Consider the following 15,379-nt stretch of genomic DNA (forward strand, 5'->3'; position numbering starts at 1 on the left):
TGTGGCTATTGGTCTTTGCCCGGCAGGCGGCGATACTGGCCGCCCATTTGCGAGGCCCAAGAGACCGTGATGTTCAAGCGATTGACCGTAGTACTGCTCGCCGCCCTTGCCCTGACCGCCTGTGACCGGGTCGACCCGAATTCGCCACTGGGCAAGCGCAAGGCGATCTTCAAGGACATGCTCAAGACCAGCGAGGATCTAGGAGGCATGCTGCGCGGGCGTTTGCCGTTCGACGCAGTCAAGTTCGCCGATGGGGCGCTGAAGCTCGACACCCTGTCCCACGAGCCCTGGCAGCACTTCCCCCAGGTGCGCGATGACGGCGACAGCAGCGCGCGGCCCGAAGTGTGGGAGCGCCAGGCACGCTTCCATGACCTTGCCCAGGCCCTGGAAGGCGTCACCGGCGAGTTGGTCGAGGTGACGCGCACTCAGCCCCTGGACGCTGCGCAGCTGAAAGGGCCGATGGACAAGGTCGAGGCTGCTTGCAAGGCCTGCCATACCGAGTTCCGCAATCATTGATCCTTCGTGGGGGCTATTGCCGGCTTGCCGGTGATCAGCCCCTCACAGTCGATGCGCATCAACGGTCAAGTTCGTCGACCGCTTCCTGTAGTTCCTTGCGCGACTCGGCCAGCTTGTCCTTGCGCTTGTTGATTTTCTCCGCGTCGCCTTTCTTCTCGGCCTTCTTCAGGTCTTTCTCGCGCTGCGCCACTTCATGACGGGCATCGAGCACCTTTTGCTCGCGCTCTTTGCGCAGGCTCGCGTCGGTGCAATTGTCGACCCCACGCAGCGCCTCTTCCAGGCCTGCGACTTGGTCACTGTTGCCATGCTCACGGGCGATCTTCAGCTGATTCTCGATGGCGCTGCGTTTGGCAGCGCAACCGGTCAGGCCGGCATCCGGCTCGGCAGCCTGCGCGACACCTGCGCACAGGCCGAGTGTTGCCAGCAGAACGAGGGTGGAAATACGTTTCATCAGGGCCTCCTTGACGGGGCGGGGCAGCAGAAAGTTGTGGCAAATGCTGCCTTGGTTTTACCGATTTAGGAACCCTTGTTGGACTTTTCTAGAACAAACCGTGGCATTCATGGCCTCTATTTTGTGAAAAGTCATTGCGCCGTGAGTGCGTTGTGACGGGTGAACCCGTCTATGTCGAAGCCACCCAGCTGCTCGGCAATACCCTGAACAGTCGCCGAAGAAAAGAAAGCCTTCAGTTGCCCTGCTCGTGTTTCGCCTATTCCAGGCACTGCTTGCCAGTCACCCGCCGAGCGCCTGGCCAGCGTTGGCCAGTCCCCCTCCAGCGGCATTGCACGAGGGGCCGGTACGCCGAGCGCGCGCAGCCACTGTTCGAAGGGCCGTGCACGGCCAGCGGCGAATGCATTCAGCAGGCGCCTGGCCGAGGGTTCACTGATGCCAGGTACGCTCATGAGCTGTTCAGCCTCCAGTGCCAGCCAATCGCTGATGGCTGCCACCTGGCCGTTCTCCACCAGGCGCCGCCAGGTGCCAGGCCCTATACCGGACAGGGCCAGACCATGCTTGCCACTGAGCCAGGTGAGCCGGGCGATGAACTGCTCTTCGCAACCCTCACTGACCTCCCAGCAACTGTGGGCGTCGAACTGGCCAGGCACGGGTGGTGTGACCGGTTGCCGCTCGGCTGCACGGTGCACGACCTGTTCGAATCTCGGGATGGTCAGCCCGGCTAGGCTGATGGCCACCTGGTCCCCTGGGCGCGCGTCGATGGCCTGCCAGCGGGCCAGGGAGCCCAAGCTGACCTGAGTGATGCGTCGACCATCCAGTTCGACCGGCCGAAGCATGAGCAGCGGCGTGATCTTGCCGGTGCGCCCAACCCGAAAGTGCACATCGCGCACTTCTGTCAGCGCCTGGGTGTAGGGGTGTTTCCACGCCGCGATCCAGTAGGGCGCATTGACTTGCCAGCGTTCGGCGGGAGGGCGGCTGTCCTGGCGCAGAATCACGCCGTCGGTGGCGAAGGGCAGGGCAGAACGATACCAGTGCAGCCGCCATTCGCCGGCTTGTTCAGGGCTGTCGATGGCTCTGCTGTAATGCTGGCTGTCGGGGAAGCCCAGCGCACTCAGCTGCGCCAGGCGCTCGGCCTGGCGGGATGGGCCGTGCGGCCAGTCCCAGACGAAAAGGCCGATGCGGGCGCCGCCTTCACGGTCCAGCTGCTTGCGGGCGAGCAACCCCGCAACCGTGCCACGTGCCCCCGCGCTGCCTGCTTCGGCCTGCACGTGCGCTGGCAGGCGCAGGTACAGCTCGCCTTGCAGGGTCAGGTCCAGTGGCTGGGACAACTGCTGGGGGATCGCTTCGAGGTGGGGAATATGACGGCTCCAGTCGTGCCCGCGTAGGCCGTCGCCGCGGCTGAGTAACTTGACCAGCCGACCTTGTCGGTAGATCAACGAGGCAGCGACGCCGTCGACCTTGGGCTGGATCCACACCATTTGTTTACCGGCCATCCAGCGCGCTACTGCCGTTTCGTCCGGCAGCTTGTCGACACCCGTATGGGGAATTGGATGGGGTATCGGGCCGCGAGCGCTGGCCAGCGAGTCCAGTTCGCCTTCCAGGGCAAAGCATTGGTGAAGATGCGTGAGGTACTGGCGGCTCTGGTCGTACAACTCATCGGCCACCAGCGCCTTGCCGAGCCGGTGGTAGTGGTCGTCCCAGCGTTCAAGTGTTTTGCGCAAGCTGGCAGCTTCGGTGGCTGCCCGCGTGGCCGACCACGGTGGGCATTCGTGCGCCTGGGCGGTGAGAATGGGCAGTATCAACAGCGTGAAGAGCAGCATCCAGGGCATGGCCAGCATCCTTGCATGGCGGGGAGGTGCTGCTCAGCCTAGGCGGGTGTCTGCGGCCCTGCAGAGGGCAGTTGTCAGCCGATATGTCACGAAAAAGCCCCTGCCGATCACTCGGCAGGGGCTTTCGTTTACCGCTGTAGGAAGATTACAGGCCGGCAGCGTCACGCAGCGACTGGGCGCGGTCGGTACGTTCCCAGGTGAAGGTGGTGAAGGTGTCGTCGCCGACAGTCTTCTGCTGCGGGGTACGGCCGAAGTGACCGTAGGCAGCGGTTTCCTGATACATCGGGTGCAGCAGGTCGAGCATGGTGGTGATGGCGTATGGACGCAGGTCGAAGCACTCGCGCACCAGTTGCACGATCTTGGCGTCCGAAACCTTGCCGGTACCGAAGGTGTTGATCGAGATGGAGGTAGGCTGGGCCACGCCGATGGCGTAGGACACCTGGATCTCGCAACGCTCGGCCAGGCCAGCGGCGACGATGTTCTTGGCCACGTAGCGGCCGGCGTAGGCGGCGGAACGGTCGACCTTGGACGGATCCTTGCCGGAGAACGCGCCACCACCGTGGCGGGCCATGCCGCCGTAGGAGTCGACGATGATCTTGCGGCCGGTCAGGCCGCAGTCGCCCACCGGGCCACCGATGATGAAGTTGCCGGTCGGGTTGATGTGGTACTGGGTGTCCTTGTGCAGCAGTTCGGCAGGCAGGGTGTGCTTGACGATCAGCTCCATCACCGCTTCCTGCAGGTCTTTCTGGGACACTTCAGGGTTGTGCTGGGTCGACAGCACGACGGCGTCGATACCCACGACCTTGCCGTTTTCGTAGCGGCAGGTGACCTGCGACTTGGCGTCTGGGCGCAGCCATGGCAGCAGCTTGGACTTGCGCGCTTCGGCCTGGCGCTCGACCAGACGGTGCGAGAAACAGATAGGTGCTGGCATCAGCACGTCGGTTTCGTTGCTCGCGTAGCCGAACATCAGACCCTGGTCGCCCGCGCCCTGGTCTTCCGGGCGGGAGCGGTCAACGCCCTGGGCGATGTCCACCGACTGCTTGCCGATGATGTTCATCACGGCGCAGGTGGCGCCGTCGAAGCCGACGTCGGAGCTGTTGTAGCCGATGTCGATGATGACCTTGCGCACCAGCTCTTCCAGGTCGACCCAGGCCGAGGTGGTCACTTCGCCGGCGATGATGGCGACACCGGTCTTGACCAGGGTTTCGCAGGCCACGCGGGCGTACTTGTCCTGGGCGATGATGGCGTCCAGGACCGCGTCAGAAATCTGGTCGGCGATCTTGTCCGGATGCCCTTCGGACACGGACTCGGAGGTGAAAAGGGAGTATTCGCTCATCTCGACGGGTTCCTAAAATTTACCGATGGTGAGTGTCGCCAGTCGTCCGCTGGAAATGGCGGACCTGTATCTGGAAACCGTTACGCAAGCCCACGTAGAGGCTGTCCCCGGGGGCCAGCCCAGCCGCATTGGCCCAACGGGCCAGGTCGTCCTGTTCGAAGCCGAGCCAGAGGTCGCCGCAGGCATCCCGCGCCCAACCCTGGTCATGGCTGCACAGTTCGGTGACCAGCAGGCTGCCGCCCGCTTTCACCCGTTTGGCCAGCAGGCGCAGGGCCAGGGCCGGGTCGCTGAAATGGTGCAGCACCATGTTCAGCACAACGCAGTCGGCTTCCACATCCGTTGCACCCAGTGCATCGGCCAACTGCAGGTTTACATTATTCAGGCCTTCGCGATCGCACACCTGGCGCGCCAGATCGAGCATTGTCGGGCTGTTGTCCAGGGCGGTGACGCGGGCGAAGCGCCGAGCCAGGTCGGGCAGGAAGCCACCGTCGCCGGGGCCTACTTCCAGCGCGCTGGCGCTTGGCGCGAAATTCAGTTTGTCGAGCAGTGCCAGCAAGCTTTCGCGGTACTGCGGCAGCCCGGCGATCAGGTCTTGCTGGGCGCGGAATTTCTCCTCCACGCGCAGGAAGAAGTCCTGGCTGGTGGCAGCGCGGCGTTGCTGGATCTGCGCGATGCGGGCCTGGACATCCTGCGCCAGGGCCAGTTCGTCGACCTCCTCGAGCAGCGCCGTGTGCAGGCGGCCGTGCGGCAGGGCGCGGCGGTAGAAAATGGCATTGCCTTCGCGGCGCGTGGCCACCAGCTCGGCCTGGGCCAGCACCTTGAGGTGATGGCTCATGCCCGATTGGCCGATGTCGAAGATCTGCGCCAGCTCCAGCACGCCGAACGAGTCGCTGGCCAGTACCCGCAGAACGTTCAGGCGCAACTCGTCGCCGCTGGCTTTGCACAGGGCTGCCAGGGTGTCACTTTGCTGGGGCGGGATCGATTGCGCACGCTGATTCATGGGCCGGCAGTCTAGACAGGCATCGTTGCCCTCGCAAGACCAATATCAAAAAGTTTTGATATTGGCTGATGGGCGGGTGCGGTGGTCGCTATGGTTTCCCGGTTTTCACCCGCTTTGCTGCCCAATCACAGGAAAAATACCCAACTGCGACCATACGTCATTGCCCCGGGGCCCGCCTGTGGGCGAAAATGGCCGCCTTTTTCGTAACACCACCTATTCAAGCCCCAGGAGATAAGCGATGCCCAGCCGTCGTGAACGTGCCAACGCCATTCGTGCCCTCAGCATGGATGCCGTGCAAAAGGCTAACAGCGGCCACCCAGGTGCCCCCATGGGCATGGCGGATATCGCTGAAGTGCTTTGGCGCGACTATCTGAAGCACAACCCGAGCAATCCGAAATTCGCTGACCGTGACCGCTTCGTGCTGTCCAACGGCCACGGCTCGATGCTGATCTATTCGCTGCTGCACCTGACCGGCTACGACGTCACCATCGATGACATCAAAGGCTTCCGCCAACTGCACAGCCGCACCCCGGGCCACCCGGAATACGGTTACACCCCTGGCGTCGAAACCACCACCGGTCCGCTTGGCCAGGGCATCGCCAACGCCGTGGGCTTCGCCCTGGCGGAAAAAGTGCTGGCCGCCCAGTTCAACCGTGACGGCCACAACATCGTCGACCACAACACCTACGTGTTCCTCGGCGATGGCTGCATGATGGAAGGTATCTCCCACGAAGTCGCCTCGCTGGCCGGCACCCTGGGCTTGAACAAGCTGATCGCCTTCTACGACGACAACGGCATCTCGATCGACGGTGAAGTGCACGGCTGGTTCACCGACAACACCCCGGCCCGCTTCGAAGCGTACAACTGGCAGGTGATTCGCAACGTCGACGGTCACGACGCCGAAGAAATCAAGATGGCGATCGAGACGGCGCGCAAGAGCGACCGCCCGACCCTGATCTGCTGCAAGACCATCATCGGTTTCGGCTCGCCGAACAAGCAGGGCAAGGAAGACTGCCACGGTGCACCGCTGGGCAACGACGAAATCGCCCTGGCCCGCAAGGAACTGAACTGGAACCACGGTCCGTTCGAAATCCCTGCCGACATCTATGCCGAGTGGGACGCCAAGGCTGCCGGTGCCAAGGCCGAGGCCGACTGGAACCAGCGTTTCGACGCCTACGCCAAGGCTTACCCAGCGCTGGCCGCAGAGTTCAAGCGCCGTGACAGTGGCGAGCTGCCGGCCGACTTCAGCGAGAAGGCCCAGGCCTACATCAATGAAGTGGCTGCCAAGGGCGAGACCATCGCCAGCCGCAAGGCCAGCCAGAATGCCCTGAATGCCTTCGGCCCACTGTTGCCTGAGTTCCTCGGTGGCTCGGCTGACCTGGCTGGCTCCAACCTGACCCTGTGGAAAGGTTGCAAGGGCGTAGAAGCCAATGACGCCAGCGGCAACTATGTGTTCTACGGCGTGCGCGAATTCGGCATGACCGCGATCATGAACGGTGTCGCCCTGCACGGCGGCCTGGTGCCTTACGGCGCGACTTTCCTGATGTTCATGGAATACGCCCGTAACGCGGTACGCATGTCTGCTCTGATGAAGCAGCGCGTGATCCACGTCTACACCCACGACTCCATCGGCCTGGGCGAAGACGGCCCGACTCACCAGCCGATCGAGCAGTTGACCAGCCTGCGCAGCACACCGAACCTGGATACCTGGCGCCCAGCCGACGCGGTCGAATCGGCCGTGTCCTGGAAGCACGCCCTGGAGCGCAAGGACGGCCCTTCGGCGCTGATCTTCTCGCGCCAGAACCTGCAGCACCAGGCGCGCGACGCCCAGCAGATCGCCGACATCAACCGCGGCGGCTACGTTCTGAAAGACTGCGCTGGCGAGCCGGAACTGATCCTGATCGCCACCGGTTCGGAAGTGGGCCTGGCCGTTCAGGCGCATGCCAAGCTGACCGAACAGGGCCGCAACGTACGCGTCGTTTCCATGCCGTGCACCAGCGTGTTCGATGCCCAGGACGCCGGCTACAAGCAGTCCGTGCTGCCAGTGGAAGTAGGTGCGCGTATCGCCATCGAAGCCGCCCACGCTGACTTCTGGTACAAGTACGTCGGCCTGGAAGGTCGTATCATCGGCATGACCACCTACGGTGAGTCGGCGCCGGCTCCTGCGCTGTTCGAGGAGTTCGGCTTCACCCTGGAAAACATCCTGGGCACCGCCGAAGAGCTGCTGGAAGACTGATAGACCTATGCGGCCTTGATGGCCTCATCGCGGGCAAGCCCGCTCCTACAGGATGTTCGCAATCCCTGTAGGAGCGGGCTTGCCCGCGATGGGCCGCAAAGCGGCCCCTATAGCCCGTTAGCGAGCCACCAATGCCCCACCTGCGTCCCTACAAAGTTGCACTCAACGGTTATGGCCGCATTGGCCGCTGTGTCCTGCGCGCACTGTTCGAGCGAGGGGCAAAGGCCGGTTTCGAGATCGTTGCGCTGAACGACCTGGCCGACCAGGCCAGCGTTGAGTACCTGACACGCTTCGACTCCACTCACGGGCGTTTCCCCGGCGAGGTGAAGGTCGACGGCGATTGTCTGCATATCAATGGCGACTGCGTGAAGGTGTTGCGCAGCGCCACTCCCGAGGGCGTCGACTGGGCGTCTCTGGATATCGACCTGGTGCTGGAGTGTTCCGGTGCCTATCACACCCGCGCCGATGGCCAGCGTTTCCTCGATGCTGGCGCGCCGCGGGTGCTGTTTTCCCAACCCATGGCCAGTGAGGCCGACGTGGATGCCACGGTGGTCTACGGCATCAACCAGGATGTCCTGACCGGCGGCGAGCGCCTGGTGTCCAATGCCTCCTGCACCACCAACTGCGGCGTACCGCTGCTGCGTGTGCTGGACCAGGCCTTTGGCATCGAGTACGTGCAGATCACCACCATTCACTCGGCCATGAACGATCAGCCGGTGATCGACGCCTATCACCACGAAGACCTGCGCCGCACGCGCTCGGCCTTCCAGTCGGTGATTCCGGTGTCCACGGGGCTTGCGCGGGGCATCGAGCGGCTGCTGCCGGAACTTGCCGGGCGAATCCAGGCCAAAGCGGTACGCGTGCCGACCGTCAACGTCTCGTGCCTGGATATCACCCTGCAGACCGCCCGCGACACCAGTGCGGCCGAGGTCAACCGGGTATTGCGCGAGGCGGCGCTGGAAGGCCCGCTGAAAGGCTTGCTGGCCTACACCGAGCTGCCCCACGCCAGCTGTGATTTCAACCATGACCCGCATTCGGCCATCGTCGATGCCAGCCAGACCCGCGTCTCAGGCCCTCGCCTGGTGAACCTGCTGGCTTGGTTCGACAACGAATGGGGGTTCGCCAACCGTATGCTCGACGTTGCCGAACACTTTCTGCACGTCGTCCACCCAACCCGCACCAAACAGCCCTGAAGGACTGCATTCATGACCGTGTTGAAGATGACCGACCTCGACCTGCAAGGCAAACGCGTACTGATCCGCGAAGACCTCAACGTGCCTGTGAAGGACGGTGTGGTAGCCAGCGACGCGCGTATCCTGGCTGCGCTGCCGACCATCAAGCTGGCCCTGGAAAAGGGCGCGGCGGTAATGGTCTGCTCGCACCTGGGCCGCCCCACCGAAGGCGAATTCTCGGCCGAGAACAGCCTCAAGCCGGTAGCCGACTACCTGAGCAAGGCCCTGGGCCGCGACGTGCCACTGGTCGCTGACTACCTGGACGGTATCGAGGTCAAAGCCGGTGAGCTGGTGCTGTTCGAGAACGTGCGCTTCAACAAGGGCGAGAAGAAGAACGCTGACGAGCTGGCGCAGAAGTACGCTGCCCTGTGCGACGTCTTCGTCATGGACGCGTTCGGCACCGCTCACCGCGCCGAAGGCTCCACCCACGGTGTTGCCAAGTTCGCCAAGGTCGCCGCGGCCGGCCCGCTGCTGGCTGCCGAACTGGATGCCCTGGGCAAGGCCCTGAAAGCCCCGGCCAAGCCAATGGCGGCCATCGTTGCCGGCTCCAAGGTGTCCACCAAGCTGGACGTGCTGAACAGCCTGAGCACCGTGTGCGACCAGCTGATCGTCGGTGGCGGTATCGCCAACACCTTCCTCGCCGCCGCCGGTCACCCGGTTGGCAAGTCGCTGTATGAGCCTGACCTGGTGGACACCGCCAAGGCCATCGCCGCCAAGGTCAGCGTACCGCTGCCGGTCGACGTGGTCGTGGCCAAGGAATTCGCCGAAACCGCCGAAGCCACCGTCAAGGCCATCGCTGATGTGGCGGCTGACGACATGATTCTGGACATTGGCCCACAAACCGCCGCCAACTTCGCCGAGCTGCTGAAGTCGTCGAAGACCATCCTGTGGAACGGCCCGGTCGGTGTGTTCGAGTTCGACCAGTTCGGCAACGGCACCAAGGTGCTGGCCAAGGCCATCGCCGACAGCGCGGCATTCTCCATCGCTGGCGGCGGCGACACCTTGGCAGCCATCGATAAATATGGCGTTGGCGCCGATATCTCCTACATTTCTACCGGTGGCGGTGCGTTCCTCGAGTTCGTCGAGGGCAAGGTACTGCCGGCTGTGGCGATCCTGGAAGAGCGGGCAAAAGCCTGACAATGGCGGCGCCTGGCAAAGGGAGCGACCTGATGGTCAAGCGATTGCCTGTGATGATCGTGGCGGCTTTGCTGGGCGCCTGCTCCAGCGCACCGTCGTCGGACAGCGACCCGGCGCAAGCGCCCAAGGGTGGTTGCTATCAGTCCGAGTGGCAGGCCGAGACCGTGCCGGTGATCAGCAAGCGCGTGGGCCCGGAAGGCCTGGAAAAATATGACGAAGAGCACCAGCGCAAGGCGCCGGGCTGCCCTTGATCGGGTGGTTGGCAACCTGCAGGCTGTTTTGTGGTCTTGAACAGGGGGCCGCTGTGCGGCCTATCGCCGGCAAGCCGGCTCCCACAGATACAGCGGCGACTTCGATGTGGGAGCCGGCTTGCCGGCGATTGGGCTGCAAAGCAGCCCCAAGCGGAGTAATTTGATGAAAGCGCTCTTGGCCGTGACGGCCCTGGCGACACTGGCAGGATGCTCGCTGCTGCAGCCGGCGCAACCCGCCCCGGCAGACAACTGGACCCGCTGGGTCTGCGACAGCCAGACCGAAGTGCTATGGCGCTTCGCCGATGCGCAACAGGACTCGGTCGACGTTCGCCTCGGCGGCGGTGACCAAGTCTACCGGCTCAAGTCCGAGCCGAGCGCCTCGGGTGCGATGTACAGCGATGGCGTGCTGGCCTTCCACACCAAGGGCGAAGAAGGCCTGGTGTACTGGGTGGCGACCAACGATCTGATAGGGCGGGGCTGCAAGGCACCGTGACTGGCCGGGCCGCGTAAACGGCCCACACTACTTGAACAGCAACCGCCCCTGCGGCAGGCTTGCACGAAACAAACGACGCTTGTCGGGAGAGAGATACACAATGGCACTCATTAGCATGCGCCAGATGCTGGACCACGCCGCCGAGTTCGGTTACGGCGTACCAGCTTTCAACGTCAACAACCTCGAGCAGATGCGCGCCATCATGGAAGCGGCCGACAAGACCGACTCTCCGGTCATCGTCCAGGCTTCGGCCGGTGCTCGCAAATACGCTGGCGCGCCGTTCCTGCGTCACCTGATCCTGGCAGCCATCGAAGAATTCCCGCATATCCCGGTGTGCATGCACCAGGACCACGGCACCAGCCCTGACGTGTGCCAGCGTTCGATCCAGCTGGGCTTCAGCTCGGTCATGATGGACGGCTCGCTGGGCGAAGACGGCAAGACCCCGACCGACTACGAGTACAACGTCCGCGTTACCCAGCAGACCGTTGCCATGGCCCACGCCTGCGGCGTTTCGGTCGAAGGCGAGCTGGGCTGCCTGGGTTCGCTGGAAACCGGCATGGCCGGTGAAGAAGACGGTATCGGCGCCGAAGGCGTGCTGGACCACAGCCAGATGCTGACCGACCCGGAAGAGGCCGCCGACTTCGTCAAGAAGACCCAGGTCGACGCCCTGGCCATCGCCATCGGCACCAGCCACGGTGCCTACAAGTTCACCAAACCGCCTACCGGTGACGTGCTGGCCATCGACCGCATCAAGGAAATCCACAAGCGCATCCCCAACACCCACCTGGTGATGCACGGTTCTTCCTCGGTACCGCAAGAGTGGCTGGCGATCATCAACCAGTACGGCGGCGACATCAAGGAAACCTACGGCGTACCGGTCGAGGAAATCGTCGAAGGCATCAAGCACGGTGTACGCAAGGTCAACATCGACACCGACCTGCGCCTGGCCTCCACTGGTGCCATGCGTCGCCTGATGGCGCAGAACCCGAGCGAGTTCGACCCGCGCAAGTTCTTCGGTGAAACCGTCAAGGCCATGCGTGACGTGTGCATCGCCCGTTACGAAGCGTTCGGCACTGCCGGCAACGCCTCGAAGATCAAGCCGATCTCCCTGGAAGGCATGTTCCAGCGTTACCTGAAAGGCGAGCTGGCCGCCAAGGTCAACTGATCCGCTGGAAGAAACGAAAAACCCGCAGAATATGCGGGTTTTTTTATGGGCGAATCACCAGCAAGTGACCGTTAGTCGACTACCCTTGGAATTGTTATCTGATAGCGTTCTGATTCCATTGCTTGTTGGAGTCTCAAGTCTAGAGTATTAATCGGATCCAATCGTAAGTTGAAGTCGGTCACACAAGAGAAGCAGCATGGATGGCGCTTACCCTCAACCGCTAGAGAGCAACTCCGTGCTCCTGGTGGTGGACGATTACCCGGAAAATCTGATCAGCATGCGAGCCCTGCTGGCCCGTAAGGATTGGCAAGTATTGACGGCAAGCTCCGGGATGGAAGCCCTGAGCGCCTTGCTCGAACACGATGTCGACCTGGTGCTGCTGGACGTGCAGATGCCGGAAATGGACGGTTTCGAAGTAGCACGTCTCATGCGTGGCAGCCAGCGCACCCGGCTCACCCCCATCATATTCCTCACCGCCAACGAACAGTCCGATGCCGCCGTGCTCAAGGGCTACGCCAGTGGCGCGGTGGATTACCTGTTCAAGCCGTTCGATCCGCAGATCCTCAAGCCCAAGGTTCAGGCGCAACTAGAGCAGCAACGCAATCGGCGCATGCTGCAACGCCTCACCCGCGAGCTCGAGGACGCCCGGGCATTCAATGCCTCGATCCTGGAAAACGCCGCCGAGGGCATTCTGGTGGTCGATGCCTCGGGCACCATCGGTTTTGCCAACCCCGCGATTTCGCATCTGCTCCAGGCGCCGGTGGAGCAACTTCAGGGCGTGCACCTGCTGGACCTGGTGCAATTGCCTGACGCCACCCTGTGGCACGACTCGGACTTCCACCAAGCTTACCTGGCACGGCGCATTTTCCGTGTGCACGATGCCCACTTGCGCACTGTTGACGGCCACCTGGTGCCGGTGGCGCTGTCCTGCGCACCATTGCCTGCCGACCAGCAGGCGATGGTGGTGACGGTGCTCGACATGTCAGTGGTACGCAACCTGCACCAGCAACTCGAATACCAGGCGGTCACCGACCCCCTCACCGGGCTGTTGAACCGACGCGGTTTCTACCAGGCCGCCGAAGGCGTACTGCTGCGCAATGAACGCTCTGAAAAGGCGCAAGCCCTGATGTACATGGACCTGGATGGCTTCAAACGCATCAACGATTCGTTGGGCCATGAAGCCGGTGACCGGGTATTGCGCTGGGTGGCCGAGCAATTCAGAGACTGCCTGGGCAGTCAGGCATTGCTTGCGCGTATGGGCGGTGATGAGTTCACCGCGCTGTTCGACAGCCTGCCTTACCCTGAGCAAGCTGGGCGCTTTGCCGAACAACTGCTGGAACGTGTGTCCATCCAGCAGCAGATGGAGGGCATGGATATCTGCCTAGGGGTGAGCATCGGCATCGCCACTTACCCGGATTGCGGGTCGACTGTGGAAGGCCTGCTGCGTGCGGCCGATGCCGCGATGTATGCGGCCAAGCAGGCCGGGCGCCAGCAATACCGCTTCTACGACCAGGAACTCAACGGCCGGGCGCGTTCGCGGCTGATGCTCGAAGACAGCGTTCGCAATGCGGTCGAGTCCCAGGACTTCAGCCTGGTGTACCAGCCCCAGGTGGGCTTCGTCGATGGTCACCTGCGCGGCTTCGAGGCCTTGCTGCGCTGGCAGCATCCCAGCGTTGGCGATGTACCACCGGGCCTGTTCATTCCTCTGCTGGAAGAAGCGCGACTGATCAACCGCCTGGCCAGCTGGATCTATCGCCAGGGCGCGGCCCAGCGCCAGGCATGGCGTGAGCGCTTTGCTCCGGACCTGGTGCTGGGTATCAGCCTGAGCCGGGCACAGTTCGCCATGCCCAGCCTGGTCGACGAGTTGCAGCGGGTGATCCACGACTATCAACTGAACCCGGCGCAGCTTGAAGTGGAAATTGCCGAAACCTCGCTGATGGGCAACATCGAGATGGCGATCAAGCAGATTAACCGGGTGCGCGAACTGGGCGTGCGGGTGGCGCTGGACGACTTTGGTACGGGAGACTGCTCGCTGTGCATGGTGCGTGACCTGCCGATCGATACTTTGAAACTCGACCGCCACCTGGTCGCACGTCTGCCTGATTCGGCACCGGACGCAGCGATGGTACGCAGCATCATCGGCCTGTGTGCGGACTACCGCATCACGGTCATTGCCGAAGGTGTGGAAACCCCGGCCCAGGCGGCCTGGCTCAAAGCCAACGGTTGTGCCTACGTGCAAGGTTTCCTGGTCGCCCACCCGATGACGGCGGCGGACGCCAGCGGCTTCCCGGCGATTTTTCCCTGGCCACGGCCCTGATTGGCTAGAATCGCCTTTCGTTACATCGAAAGCCGTGCCATGACCGTACTACGCTACTTGCAAGCCTACCCGCCACACCTGCAGCAGCAGGTGCAGCAAATGATCGACAGCGACCGCCTGGGCGACTACCTGCAGCGTCGTTACCCAGGGCGCCATGACGTGCAGAGCGACAAGGCGTTGTACACCTATGCCCAGGAACTGCGCCAGCAGTACCTGCGCACCGCGCCGAGCCTGGACAAGGTGCTGTTCGACAACCGCCTCGACCTTACCCACCGCGCCTTGGGCCTGAACACGGCGGTGTCGAGGGTGCAGGGCGGCAACCTCAAGGCGAAGAAGGAAATCCGCATTGCCTCGCTGTTCAAGGAGGCAGCGCCGGCCTTCCTGCGCATGATCGTGGTGCACGAGCTGGCGCACCTGCGCGAGCGCGATCACAACAAGGCTTTCTACCAGCTTTGCCAGCACATGGAACCGGACTACCACCAACTGGAATTCGACCTGCGCGTGTACCTGACCTATCGGGAACTGCCAGGCAACCTGTAAGGACCCCGCAGCATGGAAGTGAGCAAGACCAAGAGCAGCTTCTATCGTCGCCTGTATGTGGCCTGGCTGATCGACAGCCAGACCGCCACCAGCGTACCGGCCTTGATGGAGGCCACCGGCATGCCGCGACGCACCGCCCAGGACACCATCGCCGCGCTGGCCGACCTGGACATCGTCTGCGAGTTCGAGCAGCAGGAAGGTGCGCGCAATCATGCCGGGCATTACCGCATCCATGACTGGGGGGCGATCGACAAGCAGTGGATCATCCAGCACCTGAGACAGATTCGCGAAGTGCTTGGCTATCCTTGACGCCTTGCGTGCAAGGCTCAGGCCTTGCGCATGCCGATGTGCGGAATGTCATCCTCCAGGTATTGCTCGCCTACCACTTCGAAGCCGTGCTGACCGTAGAACCCTTGTAGGTGCGCCTGCGCCGACAGGTACACCGGCGTTCCCGGCCAGCAATGCGCGGCCGCTTCCAGCCCCTTCAGCAGCAGCGGGTGGCCCAGCTTCAGCCCGCGTGCCTGCGGTGCCGTCACAACGCGGCCGATGACCACATCGCCGCCCTGCGATTGCGGATCGAGCAGGCGCAGGTAGGCCACCAGCTGATCATCCTGCCAGGCCATCAGGTGCAGGGTGTCGCCGGCCAGGTCTTGGCCATCGACCTCCTGGTAGGCGCAGCGCTGCTCTACCACGAACACTTCGGTGCGCAATTGCAGGATGGCGTAGATCTGCTCTTTGCTCAGATCGGTGTGGTGCTTGCAGACCCATTCGATGGACATGGCCGGTAACTCCTGAAAATGATTGGCGATCATCGCAAATCTGCCTGCCGCCGACGAGTGATTGACCCCTCGAAGTGTTGGCGTTCGTAGTTCGGCC

15 protein-coding genes are annotated in these 15,379 nt (G+C 63.0%); 10 read left to right on the forward strand and 5 right to left on the reverse strand.

All coding sequences use genetic code 11. The annotated features are described in order from the left end of the window. Positions 1-69: 69 nt before the first annotated feature. Entirely contained in the window at positions 70-516 is a 447-nt protein-coding gene (locus tag KU43P_RS02185) for a c-type cytochrome (RefSeq protein WP_317660857.1), read from the forward strand. A 58-nt stretch (positions 517-574) separates the two neighbouring features. Here KU43P_RS02185 and KU43P_RS02190 read toward each other — a convergent pair whose 3' ends face one another. The 4 genes from KU43P_RS02190 to KU43P_RS02205 form a co-directional block, all read right to left on the reverse strand. Continuing rightward, positions 575-967 (reverse strand): DUF1090 domain-containing protein, encoded by a 393-nt coding sequence (locus KU43P_RS02190; protein ID WP_317660858.1) that lies wholly within the window; start codon positions 965-967, stop codon positions 575-577. Positions 968-1,098: 131 nt separating this feature from the next. Next, positions 1,099-2,796: an NAD-dependent DNA ligase LigB gene (gene ligB, locus KU43P_RS02195; protein ID WP_317660859.1), complete on the reverse strand. Its 1,698-nt coding sequence runs from the start codon at positions 2,794-2,796 to the stop codon at positions 1,099-1,101. A gap of 145 nt (positions 2,797-2,941) precedes the next feature. Beyond that, positions 2,942-4,132 (reverse strand): methionine adenosyltransferase, encoded by a 1,191-nt coding sequence (gene metK / locus KU43P_RS02200; RefSeq protein WP_176513774.1) that lies wholly within the window; start codon positions 4,130-4,132, stop codon positions 2,942-2,944. A gap of 19 nt (positions 4,133-4,151) precedes the next feature. Beyond that, a complete protein-coding gene (locus tag KU43P_RS02205) occupies positions 4,152-5,132 on the reverse strand; it encodes an ArsR/SmtB family transcription factor (protein WP_317660860.1) in 981 nt (326 codons plus the stop codon). A 238-nt stretch (positions 5,133-5,370) separates the two neighbouring features. Between KU43P_RS02205 and tkt the strand changes: the two genes are divergently transcribed. From tkt to KU43P_RS02250, 9 genes are all read left to right on the forward strand, one after another. Beyond that, positions 5,371-7,368 (forward strand): transketolase, encoded by a 1,998-nt coding sequence (gene tkt, locus KU43P_RS02210; RefSeq protein ID WP_317660861.1) that lies wholly within the window; start codon positions 5,371-5,373, stop codon positions 7,366-7,368. Between the two features lie 131 nt (positions 7,369-7,499). Further along, complete coding sequence (gene epd, locus KU43P_RS02215) at positions 7,500-8,561, forward strand: erythrose-4-phosphate dehydrogenase (protein WP_317660862.1); 1,062 nt, start codon at positions 7,500-7,502, stop codon at positions 8,559-8,561. Between the two features lie 12 nt (positions 8,562-8,573). Then, entirely contained in the window at positions 8,574-9,737 is a 1,164-nt protein-coding gene (locus tag KU43P_RS02220; RefSeq protein ID WP_317660863.1) for a phosphoglycerate kinase, read from the forward strand. A 32-nt stretch (positions 9,738-9,769) separates the two neighbouring features. Continuing rightward, complete coding sequence (locus tag KU43P_RS02225; RefSeq protein ID WP_317660864.1) at positions 9,770-9,988, forward strand: hypothetical protein; 219 nt, start codon at positions 9,770-9,772, stop codon at positions 9,986-9,988. 163 nt (positions 9,989-10,151) lie between these two features. After that, entirely contained in the window at positions 10,152-10,481 is a 330-nt protein-coding gene (locus KU43P_RS02230; protein ID WP_317660865.1) for an MliC family protein, read from the forward strand. Positions 10,482-10,581: 100 nt separating this feature from the next. Continuing rightward, on the forward strand, positions 10,582-11,646 hold the full coding sequence (fba, locus tag KU43P_RS02235; RefSeq protein WP_008093958.1) for a class II fructose-bisphosphate aldolase: 1,065 nt from the start codon (positions 10,582-10,584) through the stop codon (positions 11,644-11,646). Positions 11,647-11,842: 196 nt separating this feature from the next. Then, positions 11,843-13,963: a putative bifunctional diguanylate cyclase/phosphodiesterase gene (locus KU43P_RS02240; protein ID WP_317660866.1), complete on the forward strand. Its 2,121-nt coding sequence runs from the start codon at positions 11,843-11,845 to the stop codon at positions 13,961-13,963. 39 nt (positions 13,964-14,002) lie between these two features. Then, the gene (locus KU43P_RS02245; protein ID WP_317660867.1) at positions 14,003-14,503 is read left to right on the forward strand and encodes a M48 family metallopeptidase; all 501 of its coding nucleotides are present in this window, start codon (positions 14,003-14,005) and stop codon (positions 14,501-14,503) included. Between the two features lie 12 nt (positions 14,504-14,515). Then, positions 14,516-14,812: a helix-turn-helix domain-containing protein gene (locus tag KU43P_RS02250; RefSeq protein WP_016395304.1), complete on the forward strand. Its 297-nt coding sequence runs from the start codon at positions 14,516-14,518 to the stop codon at positions 14,810-14,812. A gap of 17 nt (positions 14,813-14,829) precedes the next feature. Here KU43P_RS02250 and KU43P_RS02255 read toward each other — a convergent pair whose 3' ends face one another. Further along, positions 14,830-15,282: a GNAT family N-acetyltransferase gene (locus tag KU43P_RS02255; RefSeq protein ID WP_317660868.1), complete on the reverse strand. Its 453-nt coding sequence runs from the start codon at positions 15,280-15,282 to the stop codon at positions 14,830-14,832. Positions 15,283-15,379 lie beyond the last annotated feature (97 nt).

Origin of the sequence: Pseudomonas sp. KU43P, assembly GCF_033095865.1 — a bacterium.
GTDB lineage: Bacteria > Pseudomonadota > Gammaproteobacteria > Pseudomonadales > Pseudomonadaceae > Aquipseudomonas.